This is a genomic window from Acinetobacter sp. ANC 4218 (assembly GCF_002135245.1).
Lineage (GTDB): Bacteria > Pseudomonadota > Gammaproteobacteria > Pseudomonadales > Moraxellaceae > Acinetobacter.
The window spans coordinates 72,630-95,562 of the sequence record NZ_NEGD01000001.1 but is presented as its reverse complement, the minus strand read 5'-3'; the positions used below and the strand labels follow the sequence as shown (position 1 = coordinate 95,562).

The window sequence follows — 22,933 nt, the reverse complement described above, 5'->3', positions numbered from 1 at the left end:
GTCAGACTTAGAATACGCCTTGAGCAAGCATAGCATCAGCCACTTTTACGAAGCCTGCAATGTTCGCACCATCAACATAGTTCACAGTACCGTCTTCTTTAGTACCGTATTTCACACAGTTACGGTGAATTTCTTTCATAATCGCGTGTAAACGTTCATCAACTTCTTCAAACGTCCAGCCTAAACGCAATGCATTTTGAGACATTTCAAGACCAGAAGTCGCTACACCACCTGCATTCGATGCTTTACCTGGCGCATAAAGGATTTTCGCTTCAACGAATTTTTCCACTGCTTCAAGCGTAGACGGCATATTTGCACCTTCAGCAACACAAATCACGCCATTTGCAAGAAGTTGAGCTGCATCGTCTGCATCTAATTCGTTTTGAGTTGCACATGGAAGCGCGATGTCACACTTGATAGACCAAGGACGTTGACCTTCCATATATTCAAAACCGTGTTTAGACGCAAACTCAGAAATACGGCCACGTTGAACGTTTTTAAGTTCCATCACTTCAGCCAGAAGTTCTTCAGTGAAACCGTCTTTAACGAATACAGTACCCGCAGAGTCAGAAAGTGAAACCACTTTTGCACCCAGGAACATGGCTTTTTCAGCAGCGTATTGAGCTACGTTACCAGAACCAGAAATAGTCACCACTTTATCTTTAAAACTATCGTCACGAGTTTTCAGCATTTCTTCCGCGAAATAAACCGTACCGTAACCCGTTGCTTCAGGACGAGCCAGTGAACCACCGAAAGTCAAGCCTTTACCAGTGAATACGCATGAAGTGTCATTGCTGAGCTTCTTCATCATACCTGCCATGTAGCCCACTTCGCGGCCGCCTACACCGATATCGCCCGCAGGAATGTCAGTATTTGAACCCAGATGACGGTACAACTCGATGATTAATGCCTGGCAGAAACGCATGATTTCGCCTTCAGACTTACCTTTAGGGTCAAAGTCTGAACCGCCTTTACCACCGCCCATCGGCAATGTAGTCAAGGCATTTTTGAAAGTTTGTTCAAAACCTAGGAATTTCAAAATTGAAAGGTTCACTGAAGGGTGGAAACGCATCCCTCCTTTAAATGGACCAATAGCTGAGTTGTACTGTACACGGAAAGCACGGTTTACGTGAGTTTGGCCTTTGTCATCTACCCATGAAACACGGAACTGAATCGCACGTTCAGGTTCTACAAGACGTTCAAGTAATCCATGATCAGCATATTCTGGATTCTTTTCAATGAATGGCCAAAGGCTAGTCATTACCTCTTCTACAGCTTGTAGAAACTCTGGTTGATGTTGATCACGTGATTTAACGTAGTTTAGGAAGTCGTTAAGGCTGTTGTATTTCAACGCTTAATCCTCAGCAGAAAATGGATCAAAATTGGTCAAAATTTCAATCAATGATATATTTTGGCGCAAAACATTAAATATCACTTGCACCTATTCAGCAATAGTTTTTTGAAAAAAACTTCAATTTTCTATATAGAACATATATTTAATTTAATTATTCAGTCTTTTTATTTATAAATAAAATAACTTTCAGATATATATCAATGTAATATTTTGCCCGATATTAATGCATTTTTAGTCCCATTTTTGCGCACAGGAATTCTATGTAAAAACATGCTAGTATTGCTCTCCAGCACATTGTTTCACGCTGCTTGCCCAGCACTCCCGGTTATACATGAACACTCAAATTAGCTTGATTCAAAAAATTGACGCCCTGTTGCCGCAAACACAATGCGGACTTTGCGGCCACCGAGATGGATGCCTCCCTTATGCAAAAGCCATAAGTGAAGGTGAAGAGGCCAATAAATGTGTACCAGGCGGACAACCCGTTGCCGATGCTTTGGCTGAATTACTGGGTCGCCCAAAACTCAAAGCAGAAGAAAGTGTTTGGCCAATTCAAAGTGATGGTCGTCCACAACGTATGAAAGCGATTATTCGTGAAGATGAATGTATTGGTTGTACCAAGTGCATCAACGCCTGCCCAGTCGATGCGATTATTGGTTCAGGTAAGCTCATGCATAGCATTTTGACTGACCTTTGTACTGGTTGCGAACTCTGTATTCCGCCCTGCCCGGTCGACTGTATTGACCTGGTAGAAGACGACCACGTCGTGCCTTCAGAAGAGGCGCATATTGCTGAACAAATTGACCTGCGCAAGCGCTATTACGCCCATATTCAGCGTGAAGAGAAACGCCGGATTAACCGCAAAGGTCCGGTGGTGCGTGCCAATATTGATACGGCCTTATTTGCCCAATTTTCAGCGCAAAGTGACTTGGTTCCAGAGATTCAAGTGGTGGAAAAAACAGCTAAACCTATCGTGAGCCACGATGCAGCAACCACCATTCAACTGGCAAAAATTCGCACCCAAATCAAAAAATTAGAAAAACAGCTCAGTGTTCTTGAAGACCTTAAGAAACGTGACCTGCTGAATGATTTGCAACAGCAGCTGATTGTTCTGGGAGCTTCATGATGGCAGTTAAAAACATGACCAGAAAGCAGGTTCAGATTTTTTTTGAACGCTTACGTGAACAAAGACCTAGCCCTAAAACCGAACTGAATTACAGCACTCCTTTTGAACTTTTGGTGGCCGTGACGCTTTCGGCTCAAGCCACCGATGTCAGTGTCAACAAAGCCACCGACAAGCTGTTTCCAGTGGCCAATACCCCGGAAGCCATTTATGCTTTAGGCGTGGAGGGCTTAAAAGAATACATCAAGACCATCGGTTTATATAATGCAAAAGCCGAAAATGTAATTAAAACCTGCAAGCTACTGATGGAAAAACACAACAGTGTAGTGCCTAACAATCGGGCTGATCTGGAAGCATTACCGGGTGTAGGGCGTAAAACTGCCAATGTGGTGCTGAATACCGCTTTTGGCCATCCGACCATGGCGGTCGATACGCATATTTTCCGTTTAGGTAATCGTACCGGTCTGGCTATTGGCAAAAATGTGCTTGAAGTTGAACACCGGCTGGTCAAAGTCATTCCCAAGGAATTTATAGTCGATGCCCATCATTGGCTGATTTTACACGGTCGTTATACCTGTATTGCACGCAAGCCCAAATGTCATGAATGTGTGGTGTGTGATGTGTGCAACTGGCCAGATCGTTTTGAATTTGGTGCTGGCCGTGCGATTCCTGTCAAGAACATTGAAGCTGAATCATAAGTGAGATGAGTTCAGCCAGGTGATGTGCTCCGTTTAAAAGCCATTATTTTTTATTTTGTTCTGCCTGCTCTTGCTGGCGTTTTTGTTCGAGTTCTGCCTGTAACTTGGGATGCAGCCGACGCACAGGCACCTTGCCAGCATTTTCGCTACGCTCTTGCTGACGTACTTTTTTCAGCATCTTGAAACTGACATAGAACAAAGCAAACAATACTGCCAGAAATACGACCATTAACCCTAATACAGCAAACTTCACAGCATTGTCCTTTTTGAGAGCGTAATAAAAAGAGCCCTAATATGACTTAGGGCTCTTCGATTGTCAAAATCATCGAAATACGATTATTTTGATTGATCTAGAATGGCAAACAAATCAGTTTGAACTTCTTCAATTGGACGCAGACCGTTTAACTTGTCATAAGTCGGTGCATTTTCACCTGATGCTGCGCGACCTTGGTAGAAACCTACCAATTGTTCAGTTTCAGTGTGATAAGAACCTAAACGTTTACGGATGGTTTCTTCCTGGTCATCAGGACGTTGAACCAGTTCTTCACCCGTTTCATCATCTTTACCTTCCACCTTAGGCGGATTGTAAACTACATGATAAACACGGCCAGAAGCCGGGTGCTGACGGCGACCAGAAAGACGTTTTACGATTTCTTCGTCTGGAACATCAATTTCAATCACGTGATCAATGTTGATGCCTTCTTTTTCCAAAGCTTCTGCTTGAGGAATAGTGCGAGGGAAACCATCAAAAATGCAACCGTTTACACAATCAGGTTGAGCAATACGTTCTTTAACCAGACCGATGATAAGCTCGTCTGATACCAGACCGCCACTTTCCATCACGCTTTTAGCTTTAAGACCTAATTCAGTACCTTCACGAATTGCAGCACGGAGCATATCACCGGTTGAAATTTGTGGGACATTGTAGCGCTTACAGATCAACTGAGCCTGTGTACCTTTACCTGCTCCAGGTGGTCCGAGTAATATAATGCGCATAAAAAAACATCCTCATTTAACAAATATATGTGATGCGTTTGCATAACGAATCTCTTTATTCGTCATGTAGTCCAGCATCTAATTATAAGAAAGCCACAAACAAATGTATTGTACCCGCGATAAATCCGGTTACGCCACCCAAGACAATCAGAATCCATTCATCTTCCTGAAAGGCAGGACGTAATAAATTCTGAAACTCTCTTGGCGTCAACTCGCGAATACGGTCTCTAAACATTTGATAGATTTTCTGTGCACGGCTCGCATTAAAGGCCGGGTCGCATACAGGCACCATCGTAATTTCAATCGAGCGATCGATCAAGTCCGTCTTGAGTTTTGCATACTCTTTTGGCCCTAAAGACAGCTGCAAAGAGGTTCGAACAATCGGAGTTTCCATAATTTCGTTAATATGGCGTTTGACGATACGGCGAGTTTTATCTTTCTTCCCACCATACATCATCTCAGTCATAATGGATTTTAACGTAATTAAGTCTTCTGTGACTACTTGGGCAAAAACATCGGAAACCTCATCCTGACGTTTCATAAATGCACCCTGGATATTATAGGTGCCAATATGTGGAATCACCGGTTTGATCCACGGGAACGTGCGACTTTCTGTACGCGCAAAAAACTGTGGATAGCGGATATAATGCGGTTCCAGCGGATTAAACACCATCCAGATGGCAATCCAGTTGGTCAGGAAACCCCACACCGCTGCCCAGAAAGGAACCGTCCAGTGCCAAGGCACCACAAACCAGACAATCATCTGGAATATACCGAAGAACATTCCAATTAATGCACTGATATGCCAGATAAAGTTGATTTCTTTACGTCCCACTTTCAGGAACATGTTCACCATTAAACGGCGATCACCTTCCATTTGGCGCACCACCATTTCACGCATATCCACAAGTGACTCGACGTTCATGGTCAGCTCAGTCACTAATTCTCTTAAAATACCTGGCAGCTGTTTATGCGCTTGCGAATAGATACGGCGCTTAATTGAATAGGGTAAGTTTTCCCAAAGTACCGCATTACGGTCGATCATCATTTCATCAATCAGATGTTCCAGTTCAAAACCGACCTGCTCACCGATAATCCGTGCCATATCTTCCGGATCCATGGCATCCAGAAATTCACGTAAAGAACCCAATTTCGACAAGGTATTATCTGTGATAATTCCTGAAATGCGACCGGCTTTACGTGGCACAATCCCCTGCCAGCCGACAGGGAGCGGCCCTAAGTGGAATCCCCAAAACGTCAGGGGGTAAAACACCATTTTCAGTGCCATCCACACATGTGCCCAAGTTACAAAAGCTGTCACAGGAATGATGCTAAGTACTGCCCAGAAATCAGGGCGATTCAAGAAGGTTTGCCACAATTCGTTGACGTACTCAAACATGCACGATTTCCATATTTAATTTTTTAATCACAAAATACTTAATTATAAAAGCTCACTATTTTCACTATAAACCGACACTTAGAGTATAGGAAAATTGTAGCATGGGTTCTGTCTCTGCAACCACATTACCCTTCTGATCCGTCATCTCTTCGCCAGCACCAATCCCGATACTAAAACTGCTAATCCGTTCTTTACTGAGCAATACATAGGCTAAATCTATACCCGCACCCAGTCTTGCTTCATATTCATTGTTGATGTGTTTACTTTCCAGATGCCCTGCATAGACACCCAGGTAGTAACCGTTTTTATCTTTTCCGGTCAGGTAATAAGGATAACGAAACCCGACCTGAGCACCGGCATTATAGTCATCATTATAAAATACACCCGCTTTTGCATAGGCGATGCCATAAGGATTGACCCATTCTGCATTCAGATGAAGAAGCTTTTTGGTAAATCCAGCCCCGATATTCCATGTTTTAGCACTGTCTGATGTCAATTTCGCTTCAGGTAAATATGAATGGTCTTGTGCATGAGCAATATTTACCAGCGCAAAAAAAGCCAGCAAAGGATACACTTTTGTGATTATTTTCATCGTTGTCCCTAAATTTTATTTTTTAGTACAGTCCTTTTTTTGAATTTTGACTTTAGCAGAATTATCAGAACTCTTATATACTGCACTTTACAATTTTAATGTCTGTAAAGTCAAAGTTTAAACTAAACCCGCCTAACAGTTCGCCAGAACAAATATCAAAAAATGCTGACTTGCGTTAGAATGTGCCACCAGATTTTTCACTCCCCTGTATGTAAGTCGATCGCGTATGAAGCAGCTCTTTCCTTTAAAAAATGTTCAGCAAGAAAAGCGCATTTATCGCAATCGGGTTTTTATCTCCATCGGGATTGTGGCTTTTTTTCTGCTCCTGCTTGTTGCCCGTTATGCCTATCTGCAAATCGCGCATTATAATGAGTTTTCAACCGCTTCAGACCAGAACCGGATCAGGCTACAGCCTTTGGCACCTGCACGTGGCTATATCTATGACCGTAACGGTATTTTACTGGCAGATAATTATCCGGTATTTTCTGCAACGATGTCTCGGGCTGATGTAAAAGATATTGAAGATACCGTAAAGCGTCTGACTCCGATTTTAAGCCTGACACAAGAAGATATTGACCGCTTTAGCAGCCGCATCAAGACCGCTAAAAAAACCGAACGCGTATCATTAAAATTAAATTTAACCGAAACCGATATTGCTAAATTTAGCGAAGTCAAGTTTGAGTTTCCCGGGGTCAATATTGAAACCCAAATGACGCGCTACTATCCGCATGGTGAGCTGTTTGCGCACGTGATTGGTTATGTAGGTCGTATTAACGACAAAGAATTGAAGTCGATTGACAAAGACTTATATGCCGGCACCAACCTGATTGGGAAAATTGGGGTGGAGAAATCTTATGAAGATCTGTTGCATGGCTTGCCCGGCAATGAATCTGTCGAGGCTGATGCTCACGGTAACGTATTACGTAATTTAGGTCGTAAAGAGCCGGTACGCGGAAATGACTTGTACCTTTCAATTGACTATGGCTTGCAGGTCACAGCAACCGAGCAACTGGCGGGTCGTCGCGGTGCCATTGTGGCGCTGAATCCGAAAACAGGAGAAATTCTGGCCCTGGTTTCCAGTCCAAGTTTTAACCCGAATTTATTTGTGACCGGAATTAGCAATACCGACTATAGTGCACTACGTGACAATCTTGACCAGCCGCTGTATAACCGTGCTGTACAAGGTGCCTATCCTCCAGGTTCAACCATTAAACCGATGTTTGGTTTAGGTGGGCTGCATTACAATATCGTGGATTGGAACACCGCCATTTCAGACCCAGGGTATTTTTCTTTACCCGGCGATTCGCATAAATTCCGCGATTGGCGCAAATCAGGTCATGGCACGGTCAATCTGCATAAAGCTCAAGTGGTTTCTTGTGATACCTATTATTATATTTTGGCCTACCGCATGGGCATTGAAAAAATGAATGCCTGGATGCGCCAATTTGGCTTTAGTGAAAAAACTGGCGTCGATTTACCGAGTGAAAGTACCGGTTTGTATCCGAACCCGGACTGGAAAATGCGGACCCGTAAGAGCAAATGGCTAAAAGGTGAAACCATTTCCGTCAGTATCGGACAAGGTGCCTTTACTGCGACGCCGCTGCAACTGGCTATGGCTACTGCAATTACTGCAAACCAAGGTGCGCATATTACCCCGCATGTACTGCGTGAAAGTCACGGCGCCAAACCTTTTAAAATGCGTAATGCACCAGATGGTAAAATTCAGTTTAACGGCAAACCTGAAGACTGGATTAAAATGCGCGATGCCATGATTGATGTTATCGAGACCGGTACAGGTCGTGGTATTCGTACCCCGCTGTATCATATTGCAGGGAAAACCGGGACTGCACAGGTCAAAAGTATTGCCCAAGGTAAAAAATACAACGAAGCATTATTAAGTGAACGTCAGCTTGACCATGGTTTATTTATTGGTTTTGCCCCGGCTGAAAATCCTGAGATTGCGGTTGCGATTGTTTGGGAAAATGGTAAACACGGTGGTTCGGCCGCGCAACTGGCTCGTCCTCTGTTTGACTATTGGTTATACACCCGTAAAAAGAATCCGATCCGTCCTGCGGGCCATCAAATTAGTGGCGGCCTCATGACCGCAGGCATCAAACCGGGTGAATTGCCAAGTGGCACAGCACCAGTGGACACGGCGACCAATGTTCAGACCAATACAACAGCAGCAGCGACACAGCACGCTACTCAAGCCGCATCAGGCGCACACCCCGCAGAAGTTGAAGGTGACTGATCTATGAAAAATCAACTCCGTATTATTGGCGGTGAATGGAAACGCCGTCAGCTTCCTTTTGCCAGTGTTGAAGGTTTACGCCCTACACCCGACCGTGTTCGTGAGACTTTGTTTAACTGGCTGATGTGGGATATTCAAAATGCACAGGTTCTCGATATCTGTGCCGGCTCAGGAGCCTTAAGTTTTGAAGCTTTATCCCGCGGTGCAGCACAGGTGGTAATGATTGAACCGAATCGCACCCAAGCTGCTTTTTTAACCGATAATTTGCAGTTGCTGAAAGTGACCAGCCAACATGCCAAACTCAAAGTTGCCACGGCACAGCAAACCTTACCTACCTTAAAACAGTCTTTTGATCTGGTTTTTTTAGATCCGCCTTATAGTCTGGATTTATGGGAAGAACTGGCCCAGCTTGCTGACCCGCTGATTAAAGACCGCGCCTTTATCTATGTGGAGGCCGATCGCGAGTTAAATCAGCTTAAACTCCCCGCTTCTTGGCAACAGATTAAACAAAGCAAGGCGGGAACAGTCCGTGCAGGACTGTATCAAAAAAAGGATTCCTGAATGGAATCCTTTTTTGTTTAATGTAGTCAGTCAATTTCAGATCGGTGATAGATTAGTTAACGACCATAACGCCAGTCTCGGTCATTTCTATCATGATCCCAGTCCGGACGGTCTTTATTGTTCCAGTCACGGTCACCATGATGGTGTCGGTCATAATGTCCGTTACGGTCTCGATGACCACCATAATCGTCATCATAAGGATCCAGGACACAACCAGTTAATGACACTGCCAATACAGAAAGTAAGATCACTTTTTTCATCATCTTCATCACCTCTTTACGGCGTGACTTCAGTATTCAATGCTTTAATGAAGAGCGATGGGAGTCTATGTGAAATTTTGTAGTCATTTATGTCTTTTTTATTCACAGGAAGAATTTCTGTCCTGAATGCTGAAGCGGTTTTATACAAAGTTCTCATTATGTTTGCATAAATCCTGCTAAACATATGCTTGGCTTTTTGACTGATCTTTTGAATACTACCGATTTTTCATCTGTACAGATCGCTATGACTTGGTTGTTATTTATTGTTGGGGCAATGGTCGCAGGTTTTGTACAGGGACTGACTGGCTTTGCCTTTGCCCTCATTGCCATGTCATTCTGGGTGTGGGTCCTCCCCCCGCAAATTGCTGCGCCCCTGGTAGTTTTTGCTTCGGTGTGGAGCCATATCATTTCATTGTTCAATGAACAGAAGCATCCACATCTAAATAAAGCACTGGTACTGCCTTATTTAATTGCCGGGCTGATTGGCGTACCTTTGGGCACATATCTGCTGCATATTATTCAGCCCGAAGCCTTTAAAGTGGTTTTAGGCTTATTTTTGATGTTATGGTGTCCGGTGATGTTTTTCAATCCGGCATTTCCACGGCTGCAACAATCCGGAAAACTGGCAGACAGCCTGGTTGGATTTTTGGGCGGAATTCTGGGTGGTTTAGGCGGTTTTTGCGGTTCGTTGCCTTCTGCCTGGGTCATGCTGAAAAATCTTCCCAAACAGCAACAACGTTACGTTTTACGACATTTTAATTTTGGCATTCAGCTGTTTACCTTAGTGGCCTATTTACTGCAAGGCACGCTTGACATACAGCTCTGGCCTTATATGACAATTTTGCTGATCAGTGTCAGTTTGCCCGCCATTTTAGGGGCAAAATTATTTTATAAAATTTCGGAAACGCAATTTAAACATACAGTTTTAAGCCTTTTATTTACTTCTGGCTGTTTCCTGATTTTCAATACACTGCTCTAAAGAGTAGTGTCTACCTCCCCAAAAAATCAGATTTATATGTTGAGATATTGCAACCTTACTTATCTATAACAATCGGTCAAAATTACAATAAATCTCACTTAAACAAAAAACACCCAATCAGTCGGGCAGATCAAATATATCGGCAGGAAAACTTTATACAATAACCTAACCCCATCATCCATTTTCCTAGAAATGAAAACCTTGATTTTATTAGCAGGAATGATTCTTCTCTCTGGCTGTTCTCTGACCACCTCTCATGAGCTGAAACATGCAGAAAAAATGCTGGCAAATTTTCAGTGCAATAGAATTGAAACCGCACAAATGGCGCATACTTCGATTACCTCCTATCATGAACAGGCACTCGCTTCTAGCCGCCAGAAAGCCGAATCTTATGTACAAAGCTATAAAGATGGAGAGGAGTTATTTAAGGTGCCATTAACAGAAGTAATCGAGGAACAATATTATATTTATCAGGAAGCTTGCCAACATTTAGGCGGGATTAACCCGGCACAAAATCAATAATTTTTTAAGCGAAAATTGAATTTCACATTGACTGATCCATCATGTGCATAGAGCCAAGATTTTGCCATCTGCATCTCTTGGCTTCGCTTGAAGATCAGTCAGGGAAATCGTATGTTTTCACTTAGGTTTCATGATAATAACGTGTATCCACGCTAAACTGTTCTGGAAATTTAGCCTGAATTTGTGCATAAAAAGCCATAATTTCAGCCATATCTTTTTCATAATCACCACTAGGATAAACAATTTTACCCACCCCGGTTTTCTTCTTGGCATAATCCATATAAGCCAATGCAATGGGTACGCCTGCATTGACTGCCACATGGTAGAAACCGGTCTTCCATTGTTCCTGTTTGGCACGCGTTGCTTCCGGTGTGACCAACATCACCAGTTTTGGATGGGTTTTAAATAAACCCGACATCACCTGAACCATACTTGGTCGTGGCTCACCCTCTTTTTTCGCTGTACGGTCAATTCCGATTCCGCCCATTGCGCGTACAAATGGACCAAAAGGAAATTTCATATAGCTGTCTTTAATGGTAATACGAACGTTGACCCCTAAGGCCTTGAGTGCCAGACGTGCATATAAGGCATCCCAGTTGCTGGTGTGCGGTGCAGCAATCATGACGCACTGATCCAAATCAAGGGGCCAATGGTTATCGATTTCCCAGCCCATCATTTTTAAACTTTGTTCAGCTAATTTCTCAAACACTTACCGCACCGCCACCTAATCAAGTGCGCAAATTTTAACAAGGTCGCTGAAATATAAAAGTGCATGATGAATAATAATCAACCAGTTAATAGATCAAGACATAACTGTCAAGTTCAAATAAAATAGCTAAGGTCTGCTGTTTTATTTTGCCCCCATTTCCACATTAAGATCATAAACTGATGATCTTAAACCGAAGTTCCATATCTAAACCATAGAAAAAAGACCTAACAAAGCACAAACGAAATGGATATTTAATCAACATGTAGCTTTGCTTGGGTTTGAATAGCCACTAATTTTGTAGACACCTTTTAGTTAGATAAAATGACTAATTAACGAGGTGCTTATGAGCAGTAAACGATACCCTGAAGAATTCAAAATTGAAGCAGTAAAACAAGTCACTGAGAAAGGTCATAGTGTGGCCGAAGTTGCTGCACGTTTAGGAACCACCACACATAGTTTATATGCCTGGATTAAACGTTATGATCCACAGCAACCCAAGACAACAGAATCTACTGATCCAAGTGCAGAATTGGCAAAGTTAAAAAAAGAGCTGCAAAGGGTCACTGAAGAAAGAGACATATTAAAAAAGGCCGCGGTGTACTTCGCAAGCCAGTCCAAATGAGGTACGCCTTTATTCAGGACAATCAGCACATATGGCCTGTCCGTCGTTTATGTTCAGCTCTGGATGTTCATCACAGTGGTTATTACGCATGGTTAAAGCAACCCACCAGTAAAACTGCGAGGAAACGGCAACAGCTTTCAGGATTGATTAAACAGTTCTGGCTGGAATCTGGTGGTATCTACGGCTATCGCAAGATTCACTGTGATTTAAAAGATGTTGGTGAAAGTTGCGGGATTAATCGAGTACATCGGCTCATGAAGGCGAATGGTCTCAAATCACAGCGTGGCTATCGTAAACCTAGAGCTCACGCTGGTAATCCAGCTATCGTTGCCGCAAACACTTTAGACCGCCAATTTAATCCAACTTATCCCAACCAAATATGGGTGACAGATATTACCTATATCCGTACTCATGAAGGGTGGCTATATCTCGCAGTTGTGATTGACCTGTTTTCACGTCTTGTTGTTGGCTGGTCGATGAAATCCAGAATCACGACAGACCTGGTTTTAGATGCATTATTGATGGCTTTATGGCGAAGAAACCCAAAGAACAAAGTCCTAATCCATTCTGACCAAGGCAGCCAATACACCAGCCATGAATGGCAGACATTTCTCAAGCATCATAATCTTGAAAGTAGTATGAGTCGTAGAGGGAATTGCCATGACAATGCTGTTGCAGAAAGCTTCTTTCAGCTATTAAAGCGGGAACGAATTAAGAAGAAAATCTATGCATCAAGAACTGAAGCCAGATCGGATATTTTTGAATATATTGAGATGTTCTACAATTCAAAACGCAGACATGGTTCCAATGGTCAGCGTTCTCCATTAGATTATGAAAAGGCCCATCAAAAGATGGTTATGTGTGTCTAGAATTTTGGTGGCTATTCAGTTTAACAGCCTGCACAACATGTTCATGGACCAATATACTGAACAGTGGAATGCACTAGATGTAATTGCTGAGCGTATCCGTGCTTTAGGTTTTCCTGCACCAGGTACTTATAAGCAATTTATAAAATTAGCTTCAATCAAGGAAGTCGAGAGTGTTCCTAAAGCAAATGAAATGATTCAGTTACTGGTTAATGCACATGAAGCGGTTGCGAGAACTGCAAGAAGTATATTTGATGTTGTGGATGAGGCGAATGACCAGCCAACAGCAGATGTACTCACACAACGATTAGATATTCATGAGAAAACTGCATGGATGTTAAGAAGTCTTTTAGAATAAATTTTGTCAGATGATAAATAAAAATATGAGGCTAACTGCCTCATATTTTTATTACTACAATTTGAAGTAAAGAACTAATTTCAAATTATAGTGATTTAGTGCTATAGTACCAATCTACATAGTTGTAGCCTTCAGATTTACGTGTATCAGCAGCTTCCATTGTTACTGGTGGTGGCACAATCACTTCTTGGCCCGGTTGCCAATTTTCAGGTGTAGCAACTTTGTATTCATCAGAAGTCTGTAACGCTTTAAGTACACGAAGAAACTCATCAATACTACGTCCATTACTCATAGGGTAATAAACCATTGCACGTAAGATACCTTCAGGATCGATAATAAAAGTCGCACGAACAGCTGCTGTATCACTAGCACCTGGTTGGATCATGCCATAAGCTTTGGCAACTTCCATTGAAAGATCGGCAATAATTGGGAATGGGATTTTAATGCCAAAATTTTCTTCAATACTACGTGCCCAAGCAATATGTGAATGTACACTATCAATTGATAAACCTAATAGTTCACAGTTCAGTTCAGCGAATTGCTCAGCGCGAGTTGCAAAACCCATAAATTCAGTAGTACAAACAGGTGTAAAGTCAGCTGGATGTGAGAAAAGAACTAACCATTTTCCCTTGTAATCTTCTAAACTTTTCATACCATGAGTAGTTTTGGCATTGAAATTTGGTGCTGGCTTATTTAATTGTGGAAATGTTACAACTTCATCTAGGTTAGACATTTACAGTCTCCTTAGGGGGGGGAATTAATTTAAATAAGAAATGGTTGGATAACCTGCATCAATCCAAGCTTGCATACCACCTTCTACAGAATAAAGTTTTTCAAATCCCATATTTTGAAGTGCTTGAATTGATAGAGCTGAACGAGCTCCTGTACCACAGATTAAATAAATATCTTTTTCTGATAGTTCCTGTAAAGAATGTTCAATTTCGCAATGGTGATTCACTAGGGGATGTTGGGCTATTTTCATTTCCAGCATCCCTCGTGGAAAATTTACAGCTCGATCAATAGCTACAGTTTTGTATTCTTCAGGTTCACGAACGTCTATTAAAATTAAGTCAGGATATTCTAAATATTTCTCGTAGAGCTTCTCGACTTTTATTTCAATAACCTTATTTTTAGTTTCAGCTATTAGCTGGTTTGGGGTTTTCATAATATCCTTTTGAAGTAGATATCAATATAGTTTATATATTTATAATATAATAAGTATTCTCATTATTGTCTAATATTATTAAACTTCTTTCATAAATCAAAAAACAATCTTCGTTCTGATCCTTAGTTCAAAGCGATACATTGGGGTATCTCATTGTCAACTTTTTATTTAATGGTTAAGCAATTGAAAATGCATATTTCATCTAAAAGCAGACCATCCAAATGAAATTCTTCTCTTCCTGAGCTATTAGCAGGAATACTGAATGCTATTCTTGTTGCGAAAAGTTGTGGTATTTCTATAAAGCTACAGCCCTGAAATTTCACGGCTGTAGCTTTATAGTTCTCTGAGTAACGTCACGTGGATTTAATAGGTTTTATTATACTTTGTTATAAGGAATCTGATTAAATCACCATGATAGAGTTTTGGTACCAGGTTGAAAAATTGCTTCCCCCATATCATCAGGATTCGCATATTTTAAACCTTTGATAAGATCACCCTCTTTAACACCATATTGATCCATACACATTTTACAGATAAAGACTTGTCCACCATTGACCATTATATTTTTCAGCATGGCCTGATGCTCTGCATATCTATGTTCGAAGCGGCTAGAAGCAAGCATAACCCCTTGATCGACTAAATATACAGTCAAGGGATGCCCTTTTTGGAATTGATTATTACTCATGCCGATGGCCATCTTTGTACGATGAGCATCATTACTGGTAAGCAATACAAATAATGGATCTTTTGTTGTTTCTGCTACTGCAATCGATAAACTTGAAAAAAACAGCAGAAAAGACAAGCACAAGTTTTTAATAAATTTCATAGGATTTATACTCTTTTTAAATCAATATAACCTGAATTGTGGATAAGAAATTGGCTTGAAAAAAAAGGTGGCTACATACTATTAGGGAGTTACCACACAACCTACGCTTTCAGCGACCATGTTTGATTTTACATATTTCTTCTGCATGATTGATGACTTTTTTCAAAAATCGAAGTAACTTATTGGCAATTTTTAAAATACGATCCTCTCAATTAAAAGTTTCGTAAATCGTGTTTATTGCCATTTAGTATAAATTTTCGTATTTCCATAATCTCAAAGTTTTATTCTTTTCATTAAAGCAAAATCACGGTCAACTCTTTAGATATTTACCTTGTTAACAACGGATAGTTTATCTCATTAGAGCACATCGATTGGCACTGTATGCTTTACATTTTGCCTTGATGAAAGATTATCAGAGCAATTTTATTTATGGATCAATCGACTACGCTGCCTGTAGGCAAAAATCAGCGTATTCAACGGTATAAATATCTACCATTGCAACACACGGTAAAAGCTCAATGGACTGGTTCTTTGGCTGTAAGCTGCATTTAATCATGAGTCAGTCAGGCAAAATTGTCAGTACAGCTTTATCTAATGAACATACAGCAGACATTAAAATGATTGAGCATTTGGTAGAAGGCTTAAAAACAAAACTCTATGCTGTTCGTGGATATATCAGTCAAGAATTAAAAATCAAATTCGAGGAATCAAGACATTTGGTTTAATTACATATCATCGTAAGAATATGAAAACTATTCGTTTATCCAAAGCAGATGAATACCACTTAAAACAACGCAATAAAAAGAAAATTTATTCAGCTTATTGAAAAAATTAAGCTATTAATCTAAATCTATCAACTAGATAAAATACTTTAAATTTCTAAGCTTTTAGAAACTACGACCCTCTCCTTTTTCTTCATACGTTATTCCCTCACGAATATGATACAGTCGCTGGAAAGTCGGAATAATTTTATCGTCATGTGTAACAACAATAATTGCTGTTTGAAATTTTTCCGCCATTTCGTGCAACAAACGAATTACAGTCATGGCACGAACGCTGTCTAAAGGTGCCGTTGGCTCATCTGCCAAAATGACAGGTGGCTTATTAATCAAGCCGCGTGCAATAGCTACACGTTGTTGTTCACCACCTGATAATTGCCCAGGCATGGCATGAACACGATGCTGAACATCTAAAGCAGTCAAAATTTCTAAAGCACTTGCACGTGCAGTGTCATTAGGAACACCTGCAAGCATAGGTAATAGCGCAACATTATCTAAAACATTCAAAAAAGGAATCAAATAAGGTGTTTGGAACATAAAACCAATTTTGTCACGTCGCAATGCACTTAAATCTTTTACCAACCAGTGTTGATCAAAAATCACTTCACTCCCTAAAGTCATACGTCCTTCAGTGGGATCAATCACAGCGCCTAAACATTTTAATAAGGTACTTTTACCTGAACCTGACGGACCAATCAGTCCAACAACTTCTCCTGGATCCACCCACATATTGACATCTTTTAATGCATAAAAAGCATTATCACCTTGCCCAAAACGTTTTTTTAAACCCTCAATTAAAATTCCGTGGGTCATGTGTTATCCTCCAATTGCTTCGGCTGGATCAATACGTAATGCCATACGAATAGCTACTAGACTTGCCAACATACAAATCAACATCACAGCAATAAATCCAAGAATAGAATCCTGAGGAATCAATAATACATACTTTGGAAAATATGGCGCAGCAAAGGTTGAAGTGATTTTACCTATAGTAAATCCAATTAGACCAAGTGCGAGCGCTTGCTGTAAGATCATCCAGGCAATCGTTCGGTTGCGTGTTCCAATTAGTTTCAGAACTGCAATTTCTCGAATTTTATCCATGGTTAGGGTATAAATAATAAATGCCACAATTGCCGCGCTCACCAAAGCCAAAATTACTAAAAACATCGCAATCTGCCTTGCTGATGTTGCAATCATCTTGCTAATTAAAATATGTTCCATTTGAAGACGCGTGTAGACAGTCAGTTGCTGCCAACGTTGGATGTGTTCAGCAGTATCTTCTGCGGAAGTACCAGTTTTAAGACGGACTAAAATTGCATTTACATAACGATTGCTGGTTTGAGCACTCAGAACACTGTCTAATAAATCTGGATACGCAGGACGATTGTAAATCGGATTTTGTGCGGTACGTCGGCGGTCTTGTAAAATTGCCGCATTATCTTTTTGAAATTGGGCTTGTTGTGCATCTTTAAGCGGAATAAAAATCATCGGGTCACCACCTGATGACACCATTCGTCGAGTCAATCCTACTACAGTAAAATAATTACGACGGATTTTGATGCGATCACCTAATTTAAGTCCTGAAGTGATGTCTACAACAGCTTCATAGTGCCCCCGAGTCAATTGACGTCCCGCTAAAAGGTAAGGTGGCCAGCCTAAATTATTCCAGGCATGTTCACCTGTATGGATTCCAACCACCATCGCACGGATATCTTTATCTTTATAATGAACTTGTGTGGTCAGATAAGTAATATTTGAGGCATGTGCCACACCAGGTATGTTCCTGATACTACGATATAAATCATCACGCACACTAGAAGGTTCAGCATATGGACCAAGCGTATCTTGTTGTACCACCCATAAATCTGCACCGCTATTATTTAATAAAGCCTTGGCATCATCCACCATACCACGGTAGACACCCGCCATAATTAGAGTCACGCCGATCAACAAGCCAAGTCCAAAACCAGTAAAAACAAACTTACCCCATGAATGGAATATATCCCGACCGGCTAAGCTAATCATTCAGATGTTCCTGCAAGATTTTTTACAATACGCAAACGGTTTTTCGCATTAAGTGGTTTTTCACTATATAAAATGATTTGATCATTTTCTGATAGACCATCGAGTACTTGAACATCACCCTCTAAATTAGAGCGACCTAGTTTAATTTCAATAAATTGTAGTTTTTGATCTGTCACTTTCCAGACACCGACTTGGTTATTGATGCGGTGAATAGCAGCATTTGGAATAGCAAGGCTGCGAGACAGTGGTGCTAATTTAATTGTCACTTCTGCTAATTCACCTAAAGGGGGTAGAGGGTTAGGTTGTTGACTAAAGACTACTTTGGCTAAGATTTCTTCGGTAATAACATCTGCACGAGGCTCTACCCATAAGACTTGACCTGAAAGCGTGTTACTTTGACGCGAACGTAAATGAATTTGTGCAGGTAAACCTGAGGCTAAGCCAATCGCACTAGATTGATCGAAGCGTGTATTCAACCAAATAGACTTCGGGTCTACAATTTCCAATACGGTTTGCCCTGCAACTACAGTAGAGCCAGGTTCTGCATAACGGGCTGTGACTATACCTGGTGCTGTTGCCATTAAATTTAAATTGTCGCGCTGGGCTTGTAGTGTATTGAGGTCTGCACGAGCTTTATTAAGTTCTTGTTGCATTGAGCCAAGTGCTGTTGTAGCGAGATCAAGCTCCTGCTGCTTAATCGCGAGTGACTCTTGACTGGTGGCATTGATTTTGGTGAGTTGCTGATAGCGTTGAACTTGTTGCTGTGCAAACTTTTGACGAATTTGAATATCTTGTTGCTGAGAGATGATTTTTTGGATAATGGCACGTTGTGCAAGTGTTTTTTCTTCCAAATCGACTGGATCCATTTCTCCCAAGAGCTGTCCAGTTTGTACAGCATCGCCAATATCGACTTGAAGGTTTTTAAGACGACCTGCCGCTGTGGGACCAATTTTGTAATTATGACGAGCTTCAACAGTCGCTATACCAAACAGACTAGGCTGAATAGATTTATACTTAACCTGTGTCAGACTGACCTTGACTGGTGCAAAAGGTCCTGTACGCAATAGGACATAAACCAAAAATAAGATTAATGTAATAAGCACTACAAGAACGGAAAGAGCCCTCTTTCCTAATAAAAATGTTTGCATCTGTATTTTGCTTATCTTATTTAATTAAGAATAATATAATCTATTTTTAAGTATTATATAAAACAATTCCTTCCTAATTTAGATACCTAATCGGTTCGGACTGCCACTATCTAAGCTCATTCCACTGAATCATCACTTTCTAATGAACTAATTCTTTCCCCAAAAAGGATTGTAGCAACCTCTCTAGTGAACACTCTTTACCAAGCTATCCGATAAGCCTTAATTAAGTTCCCACTTAAAAATAAATGGGGACTTAATTCATGACTACAAATACCCATGCATGGGACGTAAAAACTGGCTGTTTTCAGGATCACTACGCAATGGCTAATGAGCTGTGAACACATGACGCTTACAGTCAGCGAAACTGAATGGACTGTATCCGTATCGTATGCCTATATGAGTGATTTATTCAGTATTGATGATGAAAAAATGACTTTATTGCACCAAACATCAACGTGACTGAACTGGATGAAGGCGCAAAACGATTTGATATCGTACTTGAAAAACGTGATGCAAAATTGAATACTGTGATGAGTAACAGTTTCGGTTTTGGCGGTGTAAATGCCTGTCTTCTTGTTTTCAAAAAATAGGAAGGCTAAGCTAAGAAGTGTTGATCATTCAGCCATGGATGATCAACTTCTGCCACACTGCCCTTTAAAAGGGTGAATGGATGGATGCTCCTTCTGATGCTTTCTTGTGGGTAAAAGCATTACATATTATTGCAGTCGTTTGTTGGTTCGCGGCATTGTTCTACCTGCCACGTTTATATGTTTATCATGCGATGAGTGAAGATGGCACGAGTCATCAGCGTTTCCAAATTATGGAACGCAAGTTGTACCGTGGCATCATGTGGCCGTCAATGCTTGCCACTCTCATCACAGCGCATTTTTTAGTGGATTGGGGTGATGCAACTCGGCATTACCATGAAGCACTCTGGTTTTACCTGAAAGTTGGATTAGTGGGCTTACTGGTGATTTACCATTTTGTTTGTGGTTATTACCGTAAAAAACTGATGGAAAACCCGCATTACAAATCACATAAGTTTTGGCGTTTCTTTAATGAAATGCCAACGATTATTTTACTCGCAGTAGTGATTTTAGTAGTGGTTAAACCGCAGTTTTAATCCAGTTGATTTAAAAGTACATTCTCTCTATTAAATGAGGAATTTAAAACCTCCTCAAAAATAGAATCCCTCCATCTACAAAGCAGTGCTTTTCACCTTCATAAAAGGCAGGAGTAATGTAAGTATCCGGCAAAGCACCTCCTTACCAATCTCTCTAATTAGCCTTATGTTAGTCCCCACTTAAAAATAAGTGGGGACTTAATTTATGACCACAAATATCCATGCATCAACCGTATCTGCTTCCAAAAAGCGAAGAACATACAGTGCTGAATTTAAAAATAGTATTGTTCAAGCCTGTAAAGAACCCAATACTTCAATCGCCTCAGTCGCTTTGCAGTATGGCCTGAATGCAAATCTCGTATGTAAATGGATTCGCCTTCTTGATGGCAGACAAACTCTGCACAACCCGGCACTACCCAAGCCCGCATTTATTGCCTTGCCTTACCCTGCAACATTCAATACATCTACTGCAGGAATGTTGCACGTTCACATTACTTTGCCTGATTCGAGCAGAGAGATCGGGCTGAAATGGCAGGCATCAGAAATGTCTGCCTTGGCAGAACTACTCAAGGCACTGGCAACATGATCCGTATCGATGAAATCTGGCTCTCTACCCAGCCGATGGACATGCGTGCAGGTATGGATACTGCCATGGCTCAGGTGCTGAGAGCCTTTGGCTACATCAAACCGCATTGCGCCTATCTGTTCTGTAATAAGCGTGGCCATCGCATGAAAGTGCTGGTGCATGATGGATTGGGTGTCTGGTTGTGTGCCCGACGGCTGGAACAGGGTAAATTTCACTGGGCTAAAGTTCACCAGGGTGAAACCGTGGCGATCAGCCCGGAACAGTTACAGGCCTTAATTCAGGGGCTGCCCTGGCAGAGAATCGGATTGCAGCAGGTGGTCACTATGCTCTAAACTAGGCTCGTGCATTCTGCTATTCTCCAAACGTTCTATTTCATTCTTCTCATGACCTCAGGCATACTGCGGTCATGAATATGCTGCCTGATTTAAACCAACTGACCCATGAACAACTGCTGGAATTCACCAGACAGTTGGCGATGCAGCATCAACAACTCGCAGAAGATAAACAACAATTAGATGCCAAAGTTCAACATCTCTCCATTCTCACGCAAAAATATGAGCATGAACTGGCGCTGTTTAAACGGCATAAATTCGGCTGTAAAAATGAACATTTAACCCAGAAACAAATCCATCTGTGGGATGAAGCGGTCGAAGAAGATATCGCAGCGGTTGATCTGGAGCTTGAACGACTTAATGCTAGTGAGACTGCTGTGCAAATACAAAAATTCAAGGTGAATAAACCTAAACGCCGAGCACTGCCAGATCACCTGGAAACGATCCGTATTGAGCATGAACCCACATCGACACAGTGTCACTGTGGTTGCACGCTGCGTCGTATCGGCGAAGATATCAGTGAAAAACTGAATTTCAGACCAGCACAGTTCTATAAGGAACAACATGTGCGTGGTAAATGGGTCTGTGATCAGTGTGATACCCTGATTCAGCAACCAATGCCTGCACAAGCAATTGATAAAGGCATTGCTACACCTGAATTGCTCAGCCATGTGCTGGTATCCAAATATGCCGATCATTTACCCCTGTACCGTCAGCGCCTGATCTATCAACGAGCTGGAGTTGACTTGGCTCGATCTACTTTAGCTGACTGGGTCGGCCGCTGCGGTGTGGAGCTGGAGCCCTTGGTGGATACCTTGAAAGAGATGTTGCTGCAACAACAGGTGATCCATGCGGATGAAACGCCAGTAACGGTGATGCAGATCGGTGAGAAAAAGCCGAAAAAGGGTTATGTCTGGGCTTATGCGACGACACAGTACAATTCAATTCAGGCAGTCATCTATGACTTTCAAGATAGCCGTTCTGGTCAGCATGCTGAAGAGTTCCTGAAAGGCTGGCAGGGTCATCTGGTCTGTGATGATTATAGTGGTTATAAAGCACGCTTTAGATCAGGCCAGGTCATTGAGGTGGGCTGCATGGCGCATGCGCGTCGTAAGTTTCATGAACTGCATGTGACCGGGAAAAGTCAGATCGCTGAACATGCATTACAACTGATTCAGCAACTGTATGCTATAGAGGCTGAATTAAAAGAAACAGCCAACTGTACAGCAGAATATCGTCTACAGCGAAGGCAACAAGAGAGCCAGCCGATCATGCAGCAGTTACATGAATGGTTGACAGCACACCAGATGAAGGTGCCACCAAGTTCTGCAACCGCCAAGGCAATCAACTACAGCCTAAAACGTTGGACTGTATTAAGCCACTATCTGGATGATGGCAATCTGCCGATTGATAATAATTGGCTCGAGAACCAAATGCGTCCCTGGGCTTTAGGACGTAAGAACTGGCTGTTTGCTGGCTCACTGCGCAGTGGTCAGCGAGCGGCAAATATTATGACGCTGATTCAGTCAGCAAAACTGAATGGGCTGGATCCGTATGCCTATCTCAGTGATGTGCTGAAAAGACTGCCGACACAGAAAATGAGCCAGATTGAAGAATTGTTGCCGCATAAGTGGAAGCCTGCCTGACTTAAGTAGGCTT

Annotated in this window: 24 protein-coding genes and 3 pseudogenes; 14 read left to right on the top strand and 13 right to left on the bottom strand. The window is 41.7% G+C overall.

Translation table 11 applies throughout. The features are described from left to right. Positions 1–7: 7 nt before the first annotated feature. Positions 8–1,351 carry an NADP-specific glutamate dehydrogenase gene (gdhA, locus tag B9T38_RS00465; RefSeq protein WP_086194923.1) on the bottom strand — a complete coding sequence of 448 codons (1,344 nt, stop codon included), beginning with the start codon at positions 1,349–1,351 and terminating at the stop codon, positions 8–10. A 307-nt stretch (positions 1,352–1,658) separates the two neighbouring features. On the opposite strand from gdhA, the gene B9T38_RS00460 reads away from it, so the two are divergent. Next, the gene (locus B9T38_RS00460) at positions 1,659–2,480 is read left to right on the top strand and encodes an RnfABCDGE type electron transport complex subunit B (protein WP_286086724.1); all 822 of its coding nucleotides are present in this window, start codon (positions 1,659–1,661) and stop codon (positions 2,478–2,480) included. Beyond that, complete coding sequence (gene nth / locus B9T38_RS00455) at positions 2,480–3,175, top strand: endonuclease III (RefSeq protein WP_086195129.1); 696 nt, start codon at positions 2,480–2,482, stop codon at positions 3,173–3,175. Before B9T38_RS00460 ends, nth begins: the two co-directional genes overlap by 1 nt. Before the next feature lie 43 nt (positions 3,176–3,218). Here the strand turns inward: nth and B9T38_RS00450 are convergent, their stop codons facing one another. From B9T38_RS00450 to B9T38_RS00435, 4 genes are all read right to left on the bottom strand, one after another. Beyond that, positions 3,219–3,428 (bottom strand): hypothetical protein, encoded by a 210-nt coding sequence (locus B9T38_RS00450; RefSeq protein WP_086194921.1) that lies wholly within the window; start codon positions 3,426–3,428, stop codon positions 3,219–3,221. Positions 3,429–3,511: 83 nt separating this feature from the next. Then, on the bottom strand, positions 3,512–4,171 hold the full coding sequence (adk, locus tag B9T38_RS00445) for an adenylate kinase (RefSeq protein ID WP_086194920.1): 660 nt from the start codon (positions 4,169–4,171) through the stop codon (positions 3,512–3,514). Positions 4,172–4,253: 82 nt separating this feature from the next. Then, complete coding sequence (locus tag B9T38_RS00440) at positions 4,254–5,570, bottom strand: DUF445 domain-containing protein (protein ID WP_086194919.1); 1,317 nt, start codon at positions 5,568–5,570, stop codon at positions 4,254–4,256. A gap of 64 nt (positions 5,571–5,634) precedes the next feature. Then, complete coding sequence (locus B9T38_RS00435; protein WP_086195128.1) at positions 5,635–6,153, bottom strand: hypothetical protein; 519 nt, start codon at positions 6,151–6,153, stop codon at positions 5,635–5,637. A 235-nt stretch (positions 6,154–6,388) separates the two neighbouring features. On the opposite strand from B9T38_RS00435, the gene mrdA reads away from it, so the two are divergent. Both mrdA and rsmD read left to right on the top strand, forming a co-directional pair. Next, positions 6,389–8,413: a penicillin-binding protein 2 gene (gene mrdA, locus B9T38_RS00430; RefSeq protein ID WP_086194918.1), complete on the top strand. Its 2,025-nt coding sequence runs from the start codon at positions 6,389–6,391 to the stop codon at positions 8,411–8,413. 3 nt (positions 8,414–8,416) lie between these two features. Beyond that, the gene (rsmD, locus tag B9T38_RS00425) at positions 8,417–8,974 is read left to right on the top strand and encodes a 16S rRNA (guanine(966)-N(2))-methyltransferase RsmD (RefSeq protein WP_086194917.1); all 558 of its coding nucleotides are present in this window, start codon (positions 8,417–8,419) and stop codon (positions 8,972–8,974) included. A gap of 56 nt (positions 8,975–9,030) precedes the next feature. On the opposite strand, the gene B9T38_RS00420 is transcribed toward rsmD, so the two are convergent. Beyond that, complete coding sequence (locus tag B9T38_RS00420) at positions 9,031–9,237, bottom strand: hypothetical protein (protein WP_086194916.1); 207 nt, start codon at positions 9,235–9,237, stop codon at positions 9,031–9,033. 241 nt (positions 9,238–9,478) lie between these two features. Here B9T38_RS00420 and B9T38_RS00415 point away from each other — a divergent pair, with 241 nt between their 5' ends. Next, positions 9,479–10,213 (top strand): sulfite exporter TauE/SafE family protein, encoded by a 735-nt coding sequence (locus B9T38_RS00415; protein ID WP_086195127.1) that lies wholly within the window; start codon positions 9,479–9,481, stop codon positions 10,211–10,213. A 219-nt stretch (positions 10,214–10,432) separates the two neighbouring features. Continuing rightward, on the top strand, positions 10,433–10,735 hold the full coding sequence (locus B9T38_RS00410) for a hypothetical protein (RefSeq protein ID WP_424623895.1): 303 nt from the start codon (positions 10,433–10,435) through the stop codon (positions 10,733–10,735). 121 nt (positions 10,736–10,856) lie between these two features. Here B9T38_RS00410 and B9T38_RS00405 read toward each other — a convergent pair whose 3' ends face one another. Then, on the bottom strand, positions 10,857–11,444 hold the full coding sequence (locus B9T38_RS00405; RefSeq protein WP_086194914.1) for a 1-acyl-sn-glycerol-3-phosphate acyltransferase: 588 nt from the start codon (positions 11,442–11,444) through the stop codon (positions 10,857–10,859). A 343-nt stretch (positions 11,445–11,787) separates the two neighbouring features. Here B9T38_RS00405 and B9T38_RS00400 point away from each other — a divergent pair. After that, positions 11,788–12,935, top strand: a protein-coding gene (locus B9T38_RS00400; protein WP_143222629.1) for an IS3 family transposase whose coding sequence is annotated in 2 segments (ribosomal slippage) — positions 11,788–12,034 and positions 12,034–12,935 — 1,149 coding nt in all. Because the reading frame shifts where the segments join, the coding sequence is not laid out codon by codon here. 4 nt (positions 12,936–12,939) lie between these two features. Then, positions 12,940–13,290, top strand: a pseudogene (locus B9T38_RS00395) (Dps family protein); the annotation flags it as partial. 85 nt (positions 13,291–13,375) lie between these two features. Here B9T38_RS00395 and B9T38_RS00390 read toward each other — a convergent pair. From B9T38_RS00390 to B9T38_RS00380, 3 genes are all read right to left on the bottom strand, one after another. After that, positions 13,376–14,023, bottom strand: coding sequence for a peroxiredoxin (locus B9T38_RS00390; protein ID WP_086194912.1), 648 nt, complete (start codon positions 14,021–14,023; stop codon positions 13,376–13,378). Positions 14,024–14,047: 24 nt separating this feature from the next. After that, positions 14,048–14,455, bottom strand: coding sequence for a rhodanese-like domain-containing protein (locus B9T38_RS00385; protein WP_004973758.1), 408 nt, complete (start codon positions 14,453–14,455; stop codon positions 14,048–14,050). A gap of 406 nt (positions 14,456–14,861) precedes the next feature. After that, entirely contained in the window at positions 14,862–15,281 is a 420-nt protein-coding gene (locus B9T38_RS00380; RefSeq protein WP_068912717.1) for a DsrE family protein, read from the bottom strand. A gap of 118 nt (positions 15,282–15,399) precedes the next feature. Between B9T38_RS00380 and B9T38_RS17170 the strand changes: the two are divergent. Then, a pseudogene (locus B9T38_RS17170) lies at positions 15,400–16,109 on the top strand (IS982 family transposase); the annotation flags it as partial. Between the two features lie 59 nt (positions 16,110–16,168). Here B9T38_RS17170 and B9T38_RS00370 read toward each other — a convergent pair. From B9T38_RS00370 to B9T38_RS00360, 3 genes are read right to left on the bottom strand one after another with little or no spacing between them, the layout of a single operon-like run. Beyond that, entirely contained in the window at positions 16,169–16,873 is a 705-nt protein-coding gene (locus tag B9T38_RS00370) for an ABC transporter ATP-binding protein (protein ID WP_074947794.1), read from the bottom strand. 3 nt (positions 16,874–16,876) lie between these two features. Then, a complete protein-coding gene (locus tag B9T38_RS00365; RefSeq protein WP_086194911.1) occupies positions 16,877–18,085 on the bottom strand; it encodes an ABC transporter permease in 1,209 nt (402 codons plus the stop codon). Next, entirely contained in the window at positions 18,082–19,149 is a 1,068-nt protein-coding gene (locus B9T38_RS00360) for an efflux RND transporter periplasmic adaptor subunit (protein ID WP_251992191.1), read from the bottom strand. Before B9T38_RS00360 ends, B9T38_RS00365 begins: the two co-directional genes overlap by 4 nt. A 487-nt stretch (positions 19,150–19,636) precedes the next feature. Between B9T38_RS00360 and B9T38_RS00355 the strand changes: the two are divergent. From B9T38_RS00355 to tnpC, 5 genes and pseudogenes are all read left to right on the top strand, one after another. After that, positions 19,637–19,823 (top strand): annotated as a pseudogene (locus B9T38_RS00355) (beta-ketoacyl-ACP synthase I); the annotation flags it as partial. Positions 19,824–19,903: 80 nt separating this feature from the next. Further along, the gene (hemJ, locus tag B9T38_RS00350) at positions 19,904–20,356 is read left to right on the top strand and encodes a protoporphyrinogen oxidase HemJ (RefSeq protein WP_086194909.1); all 453 of its coding nucleotides are present in this window, start codon (positions 19,904–19,906) and stop codon (positions 20,354–20,356) included. Between the two features lie 205 nt (positions 20,357–20,561). Beyond that, positions 20,562–20,942, top strand: a complete 381-nt coding sequence (locus tag B9T38_RS00345) for a transposase (RefSeq protein ID WP_086194812.1) — start codon at positions 20,562–20,564, stop codon at positions 20,940–20,942. Continuing rightward, positions 20,939–21,274, top strand: a complete 336-nt coding sequence (gene tnpB / locus B9T38_RS00340; protein ID WP_067726311.1) for an IS66 family insertion sequence element accessory protein TnpB — start codon at positions 20,939–20,941, stop codon at positions 21,272–21,274. Before B9T38_RS00345 ends, tnpB begins: the two co-directional genes overlap by 4 nt. Positions 21,275–21,348: 74 nt before the next feature. After that, positions 21,349–22,920 carry an IS66 family transposase gene (gene tnpC / locus B9T38_RS00335; RefSeq protein WP_143222628.1) on the top strand — a complete coding sequence of 524 codons (1,572 nt, stop codon included), beginning with the start codon at positions 21,349–21,351 and terminating at the stop codon, positions 22,918–22,920. Positions 22,921–22,933 lie beyond the last annotated feature (13 nt).

What these genes read in the sequence shown, in the direction of transcription:
- nth (WP_086195129.1), top strand. Translation starts at nt 2,480, where the DNA reads ATGGCAGTTAAAAACATGACCAGAAAGCAGGTTCAGATTTTTTTTGAA.
- adk (WP_086194920.1), bottom strand. Translation starts at nt 4,171, where the DNA reads ATGCGCATTATATTACTCGGACCACCTGGAGCAGGTAAAGGTACACAG.
- B9T38_RS00440 (WP_086194919.1), bottom strand. Translation starts at nt 5,570, where the DNA reads ATGTTTGAGTACGTCAACGAATTGTGGCAAACCTTCTTGAATCGCCCT.
- mrdA (WP_086194918.1), top strand. Translation starts at nt 6,389, where the DNA reads ATGAAGCAGCTCTTTCCTTTAAAAAATGTTCAGCAAGAAAAGCGCATT.
- rsmD (WP_086194917.1), top strand. Translation starts at nt 8,417, where the DNA reads ATGAAAAATCAACTCCGTATTATTGGCGGTGAATGGAAACGCCGTCAG.
- B9T38_RS00420 (WP_086194916.1), bottom strand. Translation starts at nt 9,237, where the DNA reads ATGATGAAAAAAGTGATCTTACTTTCTGTATTGGCAGTGTCATTAACT.
- B9T38_RS00415 (WP_086195127.1), top strand. Translation starts at nt 9,479, where the DNA reads ATGACTTGGTTGTTATTTATTGTTGGGGCAATGGTCGCAGGTTTTGTA.
- B9T38_RS00410 (WP_424623895.1), top strand. Translation starts at nt 10,433, where the DNA reads ATGATTCTTCTCTCTGGCTGTTCTCTGACCACCTCTCATGAGCTGAAA.
- B9T38_RS00390 (WP_086194912.1), bottom strand. Translation starts at nt 14,023, where the DNA reads ATGTCTAACCTAGATGAAGTTGTAACATTTCCACAATTAAATAAGCCA.
- B9T38_RS00385 (WP_004973758.1), bottom strand. Translation starts at nt 14,455, where the DNA reads ATGAAAACCCCAAACCAGCTAATAGCTGAAACTAAAAATAAGGTTATT.
- B9T38_RS00380 (WP_068912717.1), bottom strand. Translation starts at nt 15,281, where the DNA reads ATGAAATTTATTAAAAACTTGTGCTTGTCTTTTCTGCTGTTTTTTTCA.
- B9T38_RS00370 (WP_074947794.1), bottom strand. Translation starts at nt 16,873, where the DNA reads ATGACCCACGGAATTTTAATTGAGGGTTTAAAAAAACGTTTTGGGCAA.
- B9T38_RS00365 (WP_086194911.1), bottom strand. Translation starts at nt 18,085, where the DNA reads ATGATTAGCTTAGCCGGTCGGGATATATTCCATTCATGGGGTAAGTTT.
- hemJ (WP_086194909.1), top strand. Translation starts at nt 19,904, where the DNA reads ATGGATGCTCCTTCTGATGCTTTCTTGTGGGTAAAAGCATTACATATT.
- B9T38_RS00345 (WP_086194812.1), top strand. Translation starts at nt 20,562, where the DNA reads ATGACCACAAATATCCATGCATCAACCGTATCTGCTTCCAAAAAGCGA.
- tnpB (WP_067726311.1), top strand. Translation starts at nt 20,939, where the DNA reads ATGATCCGTATCGATGAAATCTGGCTCTCTACCCAGCCGATGGACATG.
- tnpC (WP_143222628.1), top strand. Translation starts at nt 21,349, where the DNA reads ATGAATATGCTGCCTGATTTAAACCAACTGACCCATGAACAACTGCTG.